Annotated in this window: 16 protein-coding genes; 10 read left to right on the forward strand and 6 right to left on the reverse strand. The window is 72.3% G+C overall.

All coding sequences use genetic code 11. The features are described 5' to 3' along the window. The 3 genes from efeB to EEJ42_RS42815 all read left to right on the forward strand — a co-directional run. Window positions 1-1,184: iron uptake transporter deferrochelatase/peroxidase subunit (gene efeB / locus EEJ42_RS42805; RefSeq protein WP_246097730.1), on the forward strand; the 1,184-nt coding region annotated here is incomplete at its 5' end. A gap of 31 nt (window positions 1,185-1,215) precedes the next feature. Then, window positions 1,216-2,187, forward strand: a complete 972-nt coding sequence (efeU, locus tag EEJ42_RS42810; protein ID WP_123107537.1) for an iron uptake transporter permease EfeU — start codon at window positions 1,216-1,218, stop codon at window positions 2,185-2,187. Then, complete coding sequence (locus EEJ42_RS42815) at window positions 2,120-3,046, forward strand: SCO2278 family lipoprotein (protein WP_484422027.1); 927 nt, start codon at window positions 2,120-2,122, stop codon at window positions 3,044-3,046. The genes efeU and EEJ42_RS42815 overlap by 68 nt, the downstream gene beginning before the upstream one ends. 119 nt (window positions 3,047-3,165) lie before the next feature. On the opposite strand, the gene EEJ42_RS42820 is transcribed toward EEJ42_RS42815, so the two are convergent. Then, on the reverse strand, window positions 3,166-3,903 hold the full coding sequence (locus EEJ42_RS42820; RefSeq protein ID WP_123107539.1) for a bifunctional DNA primase/polymerase: 738 nt from the start codon (window positions 3,901-3,903) through the stop codon (window positions 3,166-3,168). 169 nt (window positions 3,904-4,072) lie between these two features. Here EEJ42_RS42820 and EEJ42_RS42825 point away from each other — a divergent pair, with 169 nt between their 5' ends. After that, complete coding sequence (locus EEJ42_RS42825; RefSeq protein WP_123107540.1) at window positions 4,073-4,960, forward strand: glycerophosphodiester phosphodiesterase; 888 nt, start codon at window positions 4,073-4,075, stop codon at window positions 4,958-4,960. Here the strand turns inward: EEJ42_RS42825 and EEJ42_RS42830 are convergent. Then, on the reverse strand, window positions 4,947-5,573 hold the full coding sequence (locus EEJ42_RS42830; RefSeq protein WP_123107541.1) for a TetR/AcrR family transcriptional regulator: 627 nt from the start codon (window positions 5,571-5,573) through the stop codon (window positions 4,947-4,949). The two genes, EEJ42_RS42825 and EEJ42_RS42830, sit on opposite strands and share 14 nt — an antisense overlap. Window positions 5,574-5,659: 86 nt before the next feature. Between EEJ42_RS42830 and EEJ42_RS42835 the strand changes: the two genes are divergently transcribed. After that, entirely contained in the window at window positions 5,660-6,673 is a 1,014-nt protein-coding gene (locus EEJ42_RS42835) for a small ribosomal subunit Rsm22 family protein (RefSeq protein ID WP_123107542.1), read from the forward strand. A 1-nt stretch (window position 6,674) separates the two neighbouring features. Here the strand turns inward: EEJ42_RS42835 and EEJ42_RS42840 are convergent, their stop codons facing one another. Both EEJ42_RS42840 and EEJ42_RS42845 read right to left on the reverse strand, forming a co-directional pair. Continuing rightward, window positions 6,675-7,760, reverse strand: coding sequence for a serine hydrolase domain-containing protein (locus EEJ42_RS42840; RefSeq protein ID WP_425473057.1), 1,086 nt, complete (start codon window positions 7,758-7,760; stop codon window positions 6,675-6,677). Then, window positions 7,721-9,055, reverse strand: a complete 1,335-nt coding sequence (locus tag EEJ42_RS42845) for a multidrug effflux MFS transporter (RefSeq protein WP_123107544.1) — start codon at window positions 9,053-9,055, stop codon at window positions 7,721-7,723. The genes EEJ42_RS42840 and EEJ42_RS42845 overlap by 40 nt, the downstream gene beginning before the upstream one ends. A gap of 84 nt (window positions 9,056-9,139) precedes the next feature. Between EEJ42_RS42845 and EEJ42_RS42850 the strand changes: the two genes are divergently transcribed. Next, the gene (locus tag EEJ42_RS42850; protein ID WP_123107545.1) at window positions 9,140-10,138 is read left to right on the forward strand and encodes a Gfo/Idh/MocA family protein; all 999 of its coding nucleotides are present in this window, start codon (window positions 9,140-9,142) and stop codon (window positions 10,136-10,138) included. A 59-nt stretch (window positions 10,139-10,197) separates the two neighbouring features. Here the strand turns inward: EEJ42_RS42850 and EEJ42_RS42855 are convergent, their stop codons facing one another. Further along, window positions 10,198-11,820 (reverse strand): alkaline phosphatase D family protein, encoded by a 1,623-nt coding sequence (locus EEJ42_RS42855; RefSeq protein ID WP_123107546.1) that lies wholly within the window; start codon window positions 11,818-11,820, stop codon window positions 10,198-10,200. A gap of 173 nt (window positions 11,821-11,993) precedes the next feature. On the opposite strand from EEJ42_RS42855, the gene EEJ42_RS42860 reads away from it, so the two are divergent. The 3 genes from EEJ42_RS42860 to EEJ42_RS42870 all read left to right on the forward strand — a co-directional run bounded on the left by EEJ42_RS42860 (window position 11,994) and on the right by EEJ42_RS42870 (window position 14,576). Then, on the forward strand, window positions 11,994-12,770 hold the full coding sequence (locus EEJ42_RS42860) for an SDR family oxidoreductase (protein WP_123107547.1): 777 nt from the start codon (window positions 11,994-11,996) through the stop codon (window positions 12,768-12,770). A 172-nt stretch (window positions 12,771-12,942) separates the two neighbouring features. Continuing rightward, on the forward strand, window positions 12,943-13,599 hold the full coding sequence (locus EEJ42_RS42865) for a hypothetical protein (protein WP_123107548.1): 657 nt from the start codon (window positions 12,943-12,945) through the stop codon (window positions 13,597-13,599). Between the two features lie 101 nt (window positions 13,600-13,700). After that, window positions 13,701-14,576 (forward strand): glycosyltransferase family 2 protein, encoded by an 876-nt coding sequence (locus EEJ42_RS42870; RefSeq protein WP_123107549.1) that lies wholly within the window; start codon window positions 13,701-13,703, stop codon window positions 14,574-14,576. A gap of 20 nt (window positions 14,577-14,596) precedes the next feature. Here EEJ42_RS42870 and bla read toward each other — a convergent pair whose 3' ends face one another. Next, window positions 14,597-15,529: a class A beta-lactamase gene (bla, locus tag EEJ42_RS42875; RefSeq protein ID WP_123107550.1), complete on the reverse strand. Its 933-nt coding sequence runs from the start codon at window positions 15,527-15,529 to the stop codon at window positions 14,597-14,599. A 199-nt stretch (window positions 15,530-15,728) separates the two neighbouring features. On the opposite strand from bla, the gene EEJ42_RS42880 reads away from it, so the two are divergent. Then, the coding region (locus EEJ42_RS42880) for a LysR family transcriptional regulator (protein ID WP_425473058.1) at window positions 15,729-15,981 on the forward strand (253 nt) is incomplete at its 3' end.

A 15,981-nucleotide genomic window follows, 5' to 3' on the forward strand; every position in this document is an offset into this window, starting at 1 on the left:
CCGCGGCCGCCGGGGGCACGGCCGCCGCGCTCACCGGCACCGGCGACGACGCCCGGCCGGTGGGCGACAGCGGCGGCGCCGTCCCCTTCCACGGGGCGCACCAGGCGGGCATCGCCACCGCCGTCCAGGACCGGCTGCACTTCGCGGCCTTCGACGTCACCACCGACGACCGCGCCGAGCTGATCGACCTGCTCAAGGAGTGGACGAAGGCCGCGGCCCGGATGACGCAGGGGCACGCGGTCGGCGACGGCGCGGTCAGCGACCTCGTCGAGGCGCCGCCGGACGACACCGGGGAGGCGCTGGGACTCAAGCCGTCCCGGCTCACCCTCACCTTCGGGGTCGGCCCCACCCTCTTCAAGGACAACAAGGGCAAGGACCGGTTCGGGATCGCGGGGCGGCGCCCCGAGGCGCTGATCGACCTGCCCGTCTTCCCCGGCGACGACCTCGACGCGGCCCGCAGCGACGGCGACCTGTGCGTGCAGGCGTGCGCCGACGACCCGCAGGTGGCCGTGCACGCGATCCGCAACCTGGCCCGCATCGGCATGGGCAAGGTCGCCGTCCGCTGGTCGCAGCTGGGCTTCGGCAAGACGTCCTCGACCACCCCGGACGCGCAGACACCGCGCAACATGATGGGTTTCAAGGACGGCACCCGGAACATCTCCGGCACCGACGCCGCCGCCCTGAAGAAGCACGTGTGGGTGAGCGAGAAGGCCGGCCCGGCCTGGCTGGCGGGCGGCTCGTACCTGGTGGCGCGCCGCATCCGCATGCACATCGAGACCTGGGACCGCACCTCGCTCAAGGAGCAGGAGGACGTGTTCGGGCGGGACAAGGGCGAGGGCGCGCCGTACGGCAAGCAGCACGAGCGCGATGCGCCCAACCTCAAGGCGATGCTGCCCGACGCGCACGTCCGCCTCGCCCACCCGGACTCCAACGGCGGCATCCGCATCCTGCGCCGCGGCTACTCCTTCACCGACGGTACGGACGGTCTGGGGCGGCTGGACGCGGGGCTGTTCTTCCTCGCGTACCAGCACGACGTGCGCGAGGGCTTCGTACCGCTCCAGCGGCGGCTGGCGCGCACCGACGCGCTCAACGAGTACATCCAGCACGTGGGTTCGGCGCTGTTCGCCATCCCGCCGGGCGTCCGGGACGCGGACGACTGGTGGGGCCGGGCGCTGTTCACCTGACCGGACCGAGAACGAGAGGAAGGCGAACCCCGTGTTCGGCAACTACCTGATCGGGCTGCGCGAAGGGCTCGAAGCCAGCCTGATCGTGTGCATCCTGGTCGCCTACCTGGTCAAGACCGACCGCCGGGACGCGCTGCGGCCGGTGTGGCTGGGCATCGCTGCGGCGGTCGCGCTGGCGCTGTCCTTCGGCGCGGCGCTGGAGTTCGGCTCGAAGGAGCTGACGTTCGAGGCGCAGGAGGCGCTGGGCGGCTCGCTGTCCATCATCGCGGTCGGCCTCGTGACGTGGATGGTGTTCTGGATGCGGCGCACCGCCCGCCACCTCAAGCACGAACTGCACGGCCGCCTGGACGCGGCGCTCGCCATGGGCACCGGCGCGCTGGTGGCCACGGCGTTCCTGGCGGTGGGCCGGGAGGGCCTGGAGACCGCCCTGTTCGTGTGGGCCGCGGTGCGGGCGAGCAACGGCGGCTCGGCGGACCCGTTGATCGGGGTGGCCCTGGGCCTGGTCACCGCGGTGCTGCTGGGCTGGCTGTTCTACCGCGGCGCACTACGGATCAACCTGGCGAAGTTCTTCACCTGGACGGGCGGCATGCTGGTCGTGGTGGCGGCGGGCGTCCTCGCGTACGGCTTCCACGACCTCCAGGAGGCGAACTGGCTTCCGGGGCTCCACTCCCGGGCGTTCGACATCAGCTCCACGATCGCGCCGGACACCTGGTACGGCACCCTGCTCAAGGGCGTCTTCAACTTCCAGCCCGACCCCACGTGGCTCCAGGTCACAGTGTGGCTGCTGTATCTGGTCCCCACGCTGACCTTCTTCTTCGCCCCGGGTAGGGTGGCGCCGTCCAACGCAGCCCCGAAGGAGCCGCAGCCCCATGACACGCAGGTCACCCCGCCGGCCGTCCGTCCTTCCGAGCGCAGCGGCGGTGCTGGCGCTGGGGATGACGCTGACGGGGTGCATGACGGTGCACGGCGAGCGGGAGAACATCCCGTCGGTGGACAAGGCTGAGGCCGCCGAGGCGCTCAAGGAGTTCACCGCCACGTACAACAAGGCGTACCGCGAACTGGATCCGTCCGTGGCGAGCGAGGTGGAGACCGGCCCGCTGGAGGCCATCAGCAGGGCCGACCTCAAGGCCCAGCACGCCAACTCCCCGCAGGGCAACCCGAACTACCCGGCGCTGAAGCTGTCCGACGCGACCTTCCACATCCCGCGGCAGATCGGGTGGCCGAAGTTCTTCGTGGCGGACACCGACAGCAACCGGGACTCCAACCGGTGGCTGGTCGTCTTCACCCGCCAGGGCGCCGACGACCCGTGGAAGGCCGCGTACCTGTCGATCCTCAGCCAGGACGAGGTACCGGCCTTCGCGACCGACAAGGACGGCTGGGCCAAGCCGGTCAAGGCCGCGGGCCCGGCGCCCCGGCTCGCCGTCCGGCCGGACAAGCTGAGCCGCGACTACGCCGACTACCTGATGACGGGCAAGGGCGACACGTTCGCGGACGGTTCGGCGACGACGGGGCTCCGGGACTCGCGGGACAAGTTCAAGAAGACGCCGAAGTTCTGGACGCAGTACATCGACACCGCGGCGGCCGGGGGCGGCGCCGAGGCGCCGGTGGGCCTGCGGACGGAGGACGGCGGTGCGGTGGTCTTCTTCACCTCGCACCACCGCCAGAAGCAGACCATGGCGAAGGGCTTCCGGCCCAACCCGGACCCGCAGGTCAAGGCGCTGATGACGGGCGAGCCGAAGCGGGCGGTGACGCTGACCCGGGTCGCCGAGTCGGCCGTCCGCGTCCCCGCGAAGGACGCGGCCGACCCGAAGGTGGTCTTCCTGAACCGCCTGGAAGGCGTAACGGGAGCCAAGGGCGAATAGACCGGTTGTGGGCAGCGGTTCCGCCGGTTTGTGGGCAATCGTTCCGCGGGGCGGAACGGGTGGGCACAAACCGGCCACCGGCCCGCACCCGGCAACGAAACCGCAACCTAAGAAAACCGCTACCGCCCTATCGGCCAAGCCTCAGCCTCATGCCCCTCGTCCGCCTCCGCGGCAAAGCGCCCCGCATCGGTCAACGCCTCCAGCAACGTCAACGGATCCGGCAACGGCCGCTCCGGCCCGAGGAGCCACGCCACCCGCCCATCCCCCGGCAACCGGGCAGGCGGCACGAGCACATAGCTGCCCCGGCAATGCCACCGCAGCCCCGGATGCTCGTCCATCGTCTCGGGGTGGCAGTCCAGCTCGCACGGCCACCACTCGTCCTCGTCCTCCGGCGTGCCCCGCGTCGCCGTGAAGAACAGCATCCGCCCCTGCCGACGATCCCCGCCGCTGGTCGCGACCGGCCCGACCTCGACGTCCGAGGCCCCCAGTCGCTCAAGGGCCTGCCGCCCCGCCTCGACGGGGACGTCGAGCACATCGTGGACGAGGCCGGTGGCGGTGATGAAGTTGGCCTGCGGATCGGCGCGCAGCCAGTGACGCACCTTCTCCGGGTCGGCCGAGGCCTGGGTCGCCCAGGCGAAGGAGACGGGGTGCCGGGCGGGGGTCGGACAGCCGATGCGGTCGCAGGAACAGCCGTAGCCGGAGGGGTACGCGGCGGGCGCGAGCGGGAATCCGGCGGCGGCCGCGGCCATGAGCAGGTCCTCGCGGGCGCTCGCGGCGCCCGCCCCCGAGCCGGTATCGCCGCCCGTCGCGCTTCTCGACCGGCGCAGCCACTGGGTGAACCTGCTCTTGCGTTCCATCTATCGCCTCGCTTCACCGCCGCGACCGGCGGTACCGCCGGTACCCGATCAATGCTGCCACCATCCTGCTCCCGAGGTGACCGCTGTCCGCATCCGGGGTGACGACGGGACCCACGTCCGGGTGTCGATATCAGGACATAACCGAACGAGCACCCCTAGCGTTCCCTTTATGATCACCAGGTATTTTCTGACCGGTGTGGCGGTCCTCACCCTTTCCATACCGGCGGCCGTCCTGGCGTACCCCACCGCCCGTCCGGCCACCTCCCCCGCCGCACACCTGCCGGAACGACGCTTCGGCGATCTACCCGCCGCCGTCCCCGCACCCCCGCGGATCATCTACACGGCCCACCGCGGCGGCGCCCTCGAAGTCCCCGAGAACAGCATGACCGGGCTGACCACCGCCCTGACCCGCAAGGACGCCCAGGTCCTCGACTTCGACATCCGCTCCCTGCGCGACGGCACGCTCGTCGTCATGCACGACGCGACGCTGGACCGTACGACGTCCCAGGCCGGGCCCGTGAACGCGCTGACCGCCGCCCAGTGGCGCACCGTACGGCTTCGCCCCGCCCCCGCCCTGCGCGGCGCATGGAAGCCCGAGCGGCCGCCGACGGTGGCCGAGGCGCTGGACCGGCTCGGCGGCCGCGCCACGCTCATGGTCGAGACGAAGGACCCGGCCGGGCTGCCCGAGCTGGCCCGCATGATCCGTGACCGGGGCCTGACCCGCTCGGTCTACGTGAACTCCAACCACCCGGACGTCGCCCGCGAGGCCCACCGGATGGGGCTGCTGGCCCAGCTGTGGCGGTCCGCCGGGCAGATGCGCCACGACCGCCCGGGCGAGTGGCGCGGGTTCGTGGACCTGCTGGACGTCGACTACCGGGCCCGGGACGCGGACATACGGCGGGCCGTGGCCTCCGGTGTGCCCCATGTGTGGGCGCACACCGTCAACACCCCCGGGCAGCGCGACCGGATGGTGCGGCTGGGGTGCGACGGGATCATCACCGACGCGCCGAGCCTGATGATCACCACCCCCGTCCGGGCGCGGCTCAGCGGGGGCTGAGGCCGCGCAGCGCCATCTCGACCACGGCGTCCGCGTACGCGTGCGTGAGCGGCAGCGTCCGCAGCAGCCAGCGGGCCGTGACCGGGCCGGTCACCAGCTCCACGGCGACCCGCGGATCGAGGTCCGCCGCGACCTGTCCGGCCTGCTGGGCGGCGCGCAGCCGCTCCACGTAGAGCTGCACCGACGGCTCCATGACCCGGCTGACGAACTCCGCGGCGATCTCCGGGTTCACGATGCCCTCGGCGGCCAGCGCCCGGTAGGGCAGGTCGTACGTGGGCGACAGCAGCTCGTCCACCGTTGCGCGCAGTACGAACTTGAGGTCGGCCTCCAGGTCGCCGGTGTCGGGGAACGCGTACGGCGCCTCACTCCCCGGCCCCTCCGCCTCCTGCGCGGCCCGCTCGCCGAGGGCGACGAAGGCGTCCAGCAGGACGGCCGCCTTGGAGGGCCACCATCGGTAGATCGTCTGCTTGCCGACCCCGGCGCGGGCGGCGATGGCCTCGATGGTGAGTTTGGGATAGCCCACTTCGGCGACGAGTTCGAGCGCGGCGTCGAGGATCGCGCGGTGCGAACGCTCACTGCGGCGGGTCGCGTTGGGAACTGCTTTTCCGGCCATGCCGGTCAATGTAGCGAAGGCGTCCGCTAGACGATACGCATCGTCTCCTGCCCTTTCCCCGCCGCCCACCCCGTAGAATCCACGGAATGCACGCCCCGCACGCCGCCCCCACCGCCGAGACGCTGCGCACCGCGCTCGCCGGGCTCCTCGACGGACTGCCGCCCCGCCAGGCGGCCCAGGCGGTCGACCGGCTGATCGCCAACTACCGGGGCCGCACCCCGACCGACGCGCCCGTGCTGCGCGACCGCTCCGATGTCGCCGCGTACGCCGCGTACCGGATGCCCGCGACGTTCGAGGCCGTACGCGCCGCCCTCGACGCCCTCCGCGAGCGCGCCCCCGACTGGGCCCCCGCCACCCACCTCGACATCGGCGGCGGTACGGGCGCGGCGAGCTGGGCCGTGGCCGCCGCGTGGCCGGCCGGGGCGCACAGCACCACCGTCCTGGACTGGGCCGAACCCGCCCTCGCCCTCGGCCGCGAACTGACCCGGCAGTCCCCCGCCGCCCCGCTGCGCGACGCCCGGTGGCAGCGCCGCGCCCTCACCGCGGACCTCGCCCTCCCCGACGCGACGGACCTCGTCACCGTCTCCTACGTCCTGGGCGAACTCACCCCGTCCGACCGCCGCGCGGTCGTCGGCGAGGCGGCCCGGACGGCCCAGGCGGTGGTCCTCGTCGAACCCGGCACCCCGGACGGCTATCTGCGCGTCCGCGAGGCCCGGGACCAGCTCGTGGCGGCGGGCCTCCACGTCCTGGCACCCTGCCCGCACAGTGCCGCCTGCCCCATCGAACCGGGCGCCGACTGGTGCCACTTCGCGGCCCGGGTGAGCCGTTCGTCGCTGCACCGCCAGGTGAAGGGGGGCTCGCTGGGGCACGAGGACGAGAAGTTCGCGTACGTCGCGGCGGCCCGCTTCCCCGCGGCCTCCGAGCCCGCGTCCCGCGTCACCCGCCACCCCCAGACCCGCAAGGGCCAGGTCCTCCTGGACCTGTGCACCCCCGACGAGGGCCTCACCCGCCGTACCCTCACCAAGCGCCACGGCCCCCTCTACCGCGCGGCCCGCGACGCCGCCTGGGGCGACACCTGGCCGCCGCCCGACGAGCAGTGATTCAGCCCAGGGCGCGGGCCAGGGCGGTGGCCGCCGCCGCGCGCGGCGCGCTGTCGCCGGGGCGGCGGCGCGGGTGGACGGTGGTGGCCAGCAGGATCAGGTAGCAGTCCCGGGCGCGGTCCAGCACCAGGCTGGTGCCCGTGAACCCGGTGTGCCCGGCCGCGCCCGCGCCCGCCAACTCGCCCATGAACCACGGCTGGTCGACCTCGAAGCCCAGCCCGGGCGCGGCCAGCATCAGGTCCACGGAGGCGGGCGAGAGCACCGGCCCGCCGCCCGCCAGCAGCGCGCGGCACAGCGCCGCCAGGTCGGCCGCGGTCGAGAAGAGCCCGGCGTGGCCCGCGACGCCGCCGAGCGCGTACGCGTTCTCGTCGTGCACCACACCCCGCAGCATGCCCCGGTCGAGCTTGCCCCAGGGGCGCCGCTGGTCCTCGGTCGCGGCGATGCGCGGCAGCCAGGACCCGGGCGGGCGGAAGCGGGTGGAGGCCATGCCCAGCGGGCCGGTGACGCGGTCGTGGACGAGGTCGGCCAGCGAGCCGCCGGTCGCCCGCTCCAGCACCCGCTGCATCAGCAACAGGTTGAGGTCGGAGTAGCGGCGGGCGGCACCGGGTGGGGTGGCGGGCGGTTCGGCGTACAGCCGAGCCCAGCGCGCCTCGTCGCCGTCGTACTCGTACAGCGGCAGCTCCGGGATCAGCCCGGACCGGTGGGTGAGCAGCTGCCGCACCGTGATGCCGTGGTCGGCGGCGGCCGTGCACTCGGGGGCGTACGCGGCGACCGGGGCGTCCAGCGCGACCTCCCCGCGCTCCAGCGAGCCCACCGCCACGATCGCGGTGAACAGCTTCGTCAGCGAGGCGAGGTCGAAGACCGTACCGGCCTGCGTCGGGACCCACTGCGCGCGCGGCAGCTCGCGGTCGTACGCGGCGTACCGCACCGCCCAGCCGAAGGCGCCCTCCGTCAGGGGCCCGGCGCTCGTCCCGGCGGTCACCACCGCGCCCGCGCACCAGGGGCGCTCCCCCTCGGGGAGCGCCTCCACGGTGCGCAGAAGGCGGGTCAGGCCACCGTCACGCTCTGCTTGGTGCGTCGCTGCCACGGGCGGCAGAGTCCCACGAAGCAGCCCATGGCGGCCAGCGCGCACACCAGCTGGACGACGGCCATCGGCACGGCCGTGGTCTCGCCCGCGATCCCCACCAGCGGCGAGGCGACGGCCCCGAGCAGGAAGGTGGAGGTGCCGAGCAGCGCGGACGCGGAACCGGCGGCGTGCGGGGTGCGCATCAGCGCCTGGGCGTTGGTGTTCGGCATGGCCAGGCCCATCGACGACATGAGAACGAACAGGCAGGCCGCGACCGGCACCAGTCCGACGTCGCCGAAGACCCCGGCGGACAGGGCCAGCAGCGCGGTCGCCGCGAGGGCGATCGTCGCCAGCCCCACGCCGAGCACCTTGTCCATGCTGACGCGGCCGACGAGGATGCGGCCGTTGACCTGGCCCATGCCGATGAGGCCGATCGAGTTGAGCCCGAAGAGCAGGCTGAAGGTCTGCGGCGAGGCGCCGTAGATCTCCTGGACGACGAACGACGAACCGGAGACATAGGCGAAGAGGGCCGCGAAGGCGAAGCTGCCCGCGAGCATGTAGCCGGTGAAGACGCGGTCGGCGAGCAGCCCGCGCACCGTCCGCAGCGTCTCACCGAGCCCGCCGTCGTGGCGGCGCTCCGGGGGCAGGGTCTCGCGCAGGAAGCGCCAGACGACGAGGGTGAGCAGGGCGCCGATCACCGTCAGGACGACGAAGACGCCGCGCCAGTCGGTGAAGCGCAGGATCTGGCCGCCGATCACGGGCGCGGCGATGGGCGCGACCCCGGAGATCAGCATCAGGGTGGAGAAGAAGCGGGCCATCGCGATGCCGTCGTACAGGTCGCGGACGACGGCACGGGCGATCACGATCCCGGCCGAGCCGGCGAGCCCCTGGAGCAGCCGGAAGCCGATGAGCGTCCCGGCGGTGGGCGCGAAGGCGCAGATGGCGGTGGCGATGACGTAGATCACCATGCCGATGAGGAGGGGACGGCGGCGGCCCCACTTGTCGCTCATCGGGCCGACGACGAGCTGGCCGAGCGCCATGCCCATCAGACAGGCGGTGAGGGTGAGCTGGGCGGTGGCGGCGGAGCTGTGGAGCGCGTCGGTGACCTCCGGCAGGGCCGGGAGGTACATGTCCATCGAGAGGGCGGGGAGAGCGGTGAGCCCGCCGAGGACGAAGGTGACGAGGAGGCTCGCGCGGCGCTGTGCGGTCGACGGAGCGGTGACCTCGGGCGCGGCGGCGGAGGAGGGGGATGGAGAAGAAGTTTCGGGTCTGTGGGCCCGGTCGGGAGCGGCGGCCGTGAGGCCGGGCTGCTGCATGCTTGCCTTCCATGAGTCGTTGAATCGTTGTCTATGCTCTCAGCTGAATTGGAGTGCTCACGACCGAATAAGCCAGGGGTGAGGATGTCCGGACCGAAGAGCGAGCCCGTGCGGTGGGGGATCCTGGCGACCGGCGGGATCGCCGCGTCGTTCACGAAAGATCTGCTGGCGATGGAAGAAGCGCAGGTCATGGCGGTGGGCTCGCGCAGCCCGGAGGCCGCGAAGCGGTTCGCGGAACGGTTCGGGATACCCCGCTCCCACGGCAGCTGGGCCGAGCTGGCCGCCGACGACGAACTCGACGTGATATACGTCGCTACCCCGCACGCGGCCCACCGCACCGCCGCCGGCCTCTGCCTGGAGGCGGGCCGCGCGGTGCTCTGCGAGAAGGCGTTCACCCTGAACGCACGCGAGGCGGGCGAGCTGGTCGACCTCGCCCGGACCCACGACCGCTTCCTGATGGAGGCGATGTGGACGTACTGCGATCCGGTCGTCCGGCGCATGACCGCCCTCGTCCGGGACGGCGCGATCGGCGAGGTCCGCGCGGTCCACGCCGACTTCGGCCTCCCCGGCCCCATCGACCCCGCCCACCGCCTGCGCGACCCGGCCCAGGGCGGCGGCGCCCTGCTCGACCTCGGCGTCTACCCGGTGTCCTTCGCCCAGCTCCTGCTGGGCGAGCCGTCGGACGTCCAGGCCCGTGCCGAACTGTCCCCGGAGGGCGTGGACGTGAACACGGGCCTGCTGCTGGGCTGGGACAGCGGCGCGGTGGCCCTCCTCAGCTGTTCCCTCACCGCCGATACGCCCAGGTCGGCGGCGGTGACGGGCTCAGCGGGCCGCATCGAGTTCCCCCGTGGCTTCTTCCACCCCGACCACTTCGTCCTGCACCGCCCGGGCCACGCCCCGGAGGAGTTCACGGCCCCGGACGGCCTGCGCGCCTACCAGCGCGAGGCAGCCGAGGTGATGCGCTGCCTGCGCGCGGACGAACGCGAATCCCCCCTCGTCCCCCTGTCGGGCACCCTGGCGGTGATGCGCACCCTGGACACGGCCCGATCCAAGATCGGCGTCCGCTACCCGGGCGAGGGCTGAGGCCACCGTGGCGGGGCTGAGCCCGCGGCACCGGTTTCGGCGCCGCGGGCTCTCACCGGTCAGACCTGCTGAAGCCCGGGGTTGCCGGCTTCGCTGACGAACGACGCCGCCGTGGTGAGCGGTGCGCCCGGGGTCGTGACCGCGGAGACCGTCTTGTAGTCGGCCCGCGCCTGATCGCCGTCCAGCGTGACCGTCACGTAGCCGCGGCGGCCGTTGTAGAACTTCATGTGCGGGTTGGCGGTGGTCATCGTGGACCAGTTGGCCGGCTTGTCGGCACCGTCCTTGCCGCTGGTGATCGACGTGCCGACGAACTCGACGCCCAAGGTCGGGGACGACGGGTTGTTGAAGTCCTTCTTGATGTCGAGGGCGTAGTGGACGTGGACGTCGCCGGTCAGGACGACGAAGTTCTCGATGCCCGCCTGCTCGACACCGGCCAGGACGCGGGAGCGGGAGGCGGGGTAGCCGTCCCAGGCGTCCATGGAGAGCTTGGAGCGGTCGGCGGTGGTGTTCTTCCGCTGCGAGAAGGTGACCTGCTGCGGAAGGACGTTCCAGGTGGCGGTGGAGCGCCGGAAGCCGTCCAGGAGCCAGCGTTCCTGGGTGGCGCCGGTGAGGGTGCGGGAGGGGTCCTCGGACTCGGGGCCGGGGTACTGCCAGCCGTCGCCGTACGCCTGGTTGGAGCGGTACTGGCGGGTGTCGAGGATGTCGAACTGGGCGAGCCGGCCGTAGTGGAAGCGCCGGTAGAGCCGCATGTCGGGGCCGTCGGGCTGCTGCGGCATGCGCAGCGGCATGTTCTCCCAGTACGCCCGGTACGCGGCGGCCCGGCGGATCAGGAACTCCTCGGGCGGATCGTTGTTGTCGTCGACGTCGCCCGCGTAGTTGTTCTCGGTCTCGTGGTCGTCCCAGGTGACGAACCAGGGGAAGGCGGCGTGGGCGGCCTGGAGGTCCGGGTCGGACTTGTAGAGGGCGTAGCGCAGCCGGTAGTCCCCGAGCGTCATGGTCTCGGTGTTGAAGTGCGCGGGGAGGGTGCGGTCGGTGTAGTTGCGGGCGCCGCCGACCGCGCTGACGGCGTACTCGTACTGGTAGTCGCCGACGTGGAAGACGGCGTCCAGGTCCTCGCCCGCGAGGTGCCTCAGGGCCGTGTAGTAGCCGTCGTGGTACGCCTGGCAGGACACCAGGCCGAAGCGCATGTCACGGATCTTGGCGCCGTGCGACGGGGTGGTGCGGGTGCGGCCGACGGGGCTGGTCCACTTGCCGGCCCGGAAGCGGTACCAGTAGACGCGGTCGGGTTCGAGCCCCTTGGCGTCCACGTGCACGGTGTAGTTGAACTCGGCGTGTGCGGTGGCGGTTCCGCGCGCGACCACCCGGCTGAAGTGCTCGTCGCGGGCGATCTGCCACTCGACCCGGACGGCGCCTTCCTCGGGCAGTCCGTTGCCCGGCTCGTAGGCGCGGGGCGCGAGTCTGGTCCACAGCACGACGGCATCGGGCAGTGGATCGCCGGATGCCACGCCGAGCGTGAAGGGGTCTTCGGTGAGCGCGTCCGTACGTACCTGCGCGGCCTGGGCGCTGGGCAGGTTGGTGGAGAAGGCCAGTGCGGCGGCTGCTCCGGTGACGGTGAGGAAGCGGCGGCGGCCCAGATGTGCTGCCGCGGCTCGTATCGCCTGCTGATGTGCGGCGTGTGCCATGTGCTCTCCCCTGGCTCGTGGCGTCAGAGGAATTGGAGTGTCAGGGGGAAGCCACACGCTTGCCTATACACGACGCACACATGTCGGCTGGGTGAGGTCCGTTTCCGGATAGGACGTTTGCCGCCATCCACCCTGCGGGAGCAGGGATGTGACGTGGCGTACGCTGCCGCCCCATGGACCGAAGCGATGGTGTGCCGGTGGTGTCGAAGGTCGCCGTGGTGACGGGCGCGGGCTCCGGGATCGGCCGGGCGGTGGCGCTCGAACTCTACGAGTCGGGCTGGTCGGTGGTGCTCGCGGGGCGCCGCGAGGAGACCCTCGCGGAGACGGCGCGACGGGCGGGCGACGGCCCCTCGGTCCTCGCCGTGCCGACGGATGTGAGCAGGCCCGAGCGGGTGGACGCGCTCTTCGCGGCCGTACGGGACCGCTTCGGACGGCTCGATCTGCTGTTCAACAACGCGGGCAGCTTCGGCCCGCGCGGGGTGCCGGTTGAGGACCTCCGCCCCGAGGACTGGCAGGCGGTCGTGGACGTCAATCTGACGGGCGCCTTCCTGTGCGCACAGGGCGCCTTCCGGCTGATGCGAGATCAGGATCCGCAGGGCGGAAGGATCATCAATAATGGCTCGATTTCCGCCCATGCCCCGCGCCCGCACAGCATCGCGTACACGGCGACCAAGCACGCGCTGACCGGGCTGACCAAGTCGCTGTCGCTGGACGGGCGGGCGTACTCCATCGCCTGCGGACAGATCGACATCGGCAACGCGGAGACGGAGATGACCGGGCAGATGCGGGCCGGTGTACTCCAGGCGAACGGGGAGGTGGTGGCCGAGCCGGTGATGGACGTGGCGGATGTGGCACGTACCGTGCGGCATATGGCCTCGCTGCCGCTGGAGGCGAATGTGCAGTTCGCGACGGTACTGGCGACGGGGATGCCGTACATCGGTCGCGGCTGACGGGCAATGGGTCGTCACCGATCGTAGATAACCCCCCGCTTGATCGAATAATGTGACCGAGCGGAAATTCACCCCAAGAGATCAACCCCGCCCTTAGATTTAACACAAATCGACCACAGATCGACCCCAGCTCGACCGCAGATCCGACCGCCCACGATCGAAGAAGACCGCATTGCGTTCTCTCCCGCTCACCCTGGTCGCCCGCATCCTGCCCGTCGCCGTCCTCGCCGTGGCAGGCGTGGCCATGACCACCTCCGGCTCCGGCGACGCGGACGACACGCGCCCCCAGGCGGCCGACGCCTCCCCGACCCCGTCCGCCGCCGATCCGACGGGGGGCGGGTCCGGGATCGCCCCGGACGGGGGCGGAGGCGGCGCGAGCACGGCGGGGCGCTACGCCAAGCCGCCGGCCGAGGCCTGCGCCGCGCTCCCGGCCGCCACCGTCAAGAAGCTGGTGCCGGGCGCGAAGACCAGCGGAAACGAGCTGAAGTCCAGCGACCTCAACCGCCGTTCCGGCTGCTCCTGGCACGCCCTGGACGGCTTCGACTACCGCTGGCTGGACATAAGCTTCGACGTCACCGGCCGGGCGCCCGCGGGCTCCGGCGACCCGGTGTCCGGGCTCGGCGACAAGGCGACCGTCAACGACAAGATCACCAGCGACGACGACCAGCAGGTGCGCGAGGCGGTGGTGACCGTCCAGAAGGACAACGCGACCATCGTGGCCACCTACAACGGCGGCGACTTCGAGAGCCACAAGGCCCCCTCGTCCAAGGTGGTCCGCGACGGAGCGATCAGCGCTGCAAAGAATGCGCTCTCCGCGCTCGACGAATGACCGCTTTTGCGTATGTCGATGAACATGCGCTGCGTTTCGACAGGCCGCCTCGGCGTCTGGTTACGATCACCTCACCGTAACCAACCCCCTGGAGTTCCGCCGTGTCCGAACCACGTCTGGGCGTCGCCATCCTGACCATGGGCAATCGGCCCAGAGAGGTGGCCGCCCTGCTGGAGTCGGTCGCGAAACAGGACGTACCGCCCACCCGCATCGTCGTCGTGGGCAACGGCTCCCCGCTGCCCGAGATGCCGGACGGGGTGACCGCGGTCGAGCTGGACGAGAACCTCGGCGTGTCCGGCGGCCGCAACGTCGCCTGGCAGCGGCTGCGCGACTTCGGTGACGTCGACGTCGTCATCGACCTCGACGACGACGGGCTGCTCGTGGACGCCGATGTGTTCCGTACCGTGCGCGACCTGTACGCGGACGACCCGCGGCTGGGCATCGTCAGCTTCCGCATCGCCGACGAGACCGGCGAGACCCAGCGCCGCCACGTCCCCCGGCTCCGGGCGAGCGACCCGATGCGCGGCGGCGAGGTGACCACCTTCCTCGGCGGCGGACACGCCCTGTCCGTGCCGATGCTGGAGCGGATCGGCGGCTGGCCGGACGAGTTCTTCTTCACCCACGAGGAGACCGACCTCGCCTGGCGGGCGCTCGACGCCGGATGGAAGGTGCTGTACGCCCCCGAACTGCTGCTCCAGCACCCCCGCACCTCCCCCGCCCGGCACGCCGTCTACCACCGGATGACCGCGCGCAACCGCGTCTGGCTCGCCCGCCGCCACCTTCCGCTGCCCCTGGTCCCCGTCTACCTCGGTACGTGGACCCTCCTCACCCTCGCCCGCACCCGCGCCCTCGACGGGCTGCGGGCCTGGGCGGGCGGCTTCCTGGAGGGCGTCCGCACCCCGTGCGGCACCCGGCGGCCCATGCGGTGGCGCACGGTGTGGCGCATGACGAGGCTGGGCCGCCCGCCGGTGATCTGACGCGGCTGTCTCACGCAGGCTCAGACGAGCGCGTCGGCCACCAGGGCGGCGGCCCGGGCCACCAGGGGGTTGTCCGTCGGGCCCTGGGGGTCGTACTTGGTGGAGAGCACCGACAGCACCAGGGGGGTGCGCTCCGGTGGCCAGACGACGCCCACGTCGTTGGCGACCCCGTACTGGGTGCCGCCGCCCGTCTTGTCCGCCAGGATCCAGTCCGCGGGCAGGCCCTTGCGGAACCGTTCGGTGTTGGTGGTGTTCGCCACCAGCCACCCGGTCAGCCGCTCGCGGTCCTCGGGGGTGAGCGCACGGCCGAGGACGAGACGGGCGAACGTCTTCCCGATGGCGCCCGGGCTGGTGGTGTCCGTGTCCCGCCAGGGCTCGGCCGTGTTCAGCTCCGGCTCCCAGCGGTCGAGCCGGGTCGTCCCGTCGCCGAGGGAACGGCAGAAGCGGGTGATCGCGGTCGGCCCGCCCAGGTCGCTGAGCAGCAGGTTCGCGGCGGCGTTGTCGCTCTCGCTCACGGCGGCGGCGCACAGCTGCTCGACGGTCAGCCCGCCCTCGATGTTCTCCGGCTTGCCCGTGACCGGGGCGTAGCCCGCCTTCCGGACGAACTCCTGGGTGTAGTGGACGCGCTTGGCGAGGAATTCGCCGTCGCGGTCGAGGTCGCGCAGGACCGCCGCGGCGGCGAGCGCCTTGAACACGGAGCAGATCGGGAAGCGCTCCTCGGCGCGGTACGCCACCGTCGCCCCGGTGGCCGGGTCGAACGCGAACACGCCCAGCCTGGCCGCGTACTCCTCCTCCAGCGCCCGCAGTTGCCGGGTGATCTCCGCGGGGGACACCGCGGACGCGGCGGACGCGGCGGACGGTACGGCCACCAGGGCGGCCAGGGCCGTACCGGCGCCCAGGGCCAGCGCGCGGCGGCGGGACGGGGCGGCGGGGCGTGGGGTGATGTGCTGCACGGGCGGTCCTCGTTTCTCGTGGTGTGACGGTCGGTGTGACGGTCGGTGTGACGGTCGGTGTGACGGGAGTCGTGCCGGAGTCGCACGCCGTCAGTGAAGACCGCGGCCGTTCGCCATGTCGAATACACTCTCGACTTCCGCGTGATTCCATTTGGATATCCGGGCATGTCAGGGGGGCTCGTTGCTGACCGAACGGCACGTGGAAATCTTTGTCGCGCTGGCGGAGGAGCAGCACTTCGGCGCCGCCGCGCAGCGCGTGGGCATCACCCAGCCGCCGCTGTCGCAGGGGCTTCGCCGGCTGGAAGCGCTGCTGGGCGTACGCCTCTTCGACCGCACCCGGGGCGTCGCCCTCACCGACGAGGGCGCCCTGCTGCTGCCGCACGCCCGCCGCGCGCTCACCGCGCTGGCGGAGCTGCGGGAGGCCGGGGCCCGCGAGCGGGCCGACGGGCGGC

It is taken from the genome of Streptomyces botrytidirepellens (assembly GCF_003721215.1).
Classification (GTDB): domain Bacteria; phylum Actinomycetota; class Actinomycetes; order Streptomycetales; family Streptomycetaceae; genus Streptomyces; species Streptomyces himastatinicus.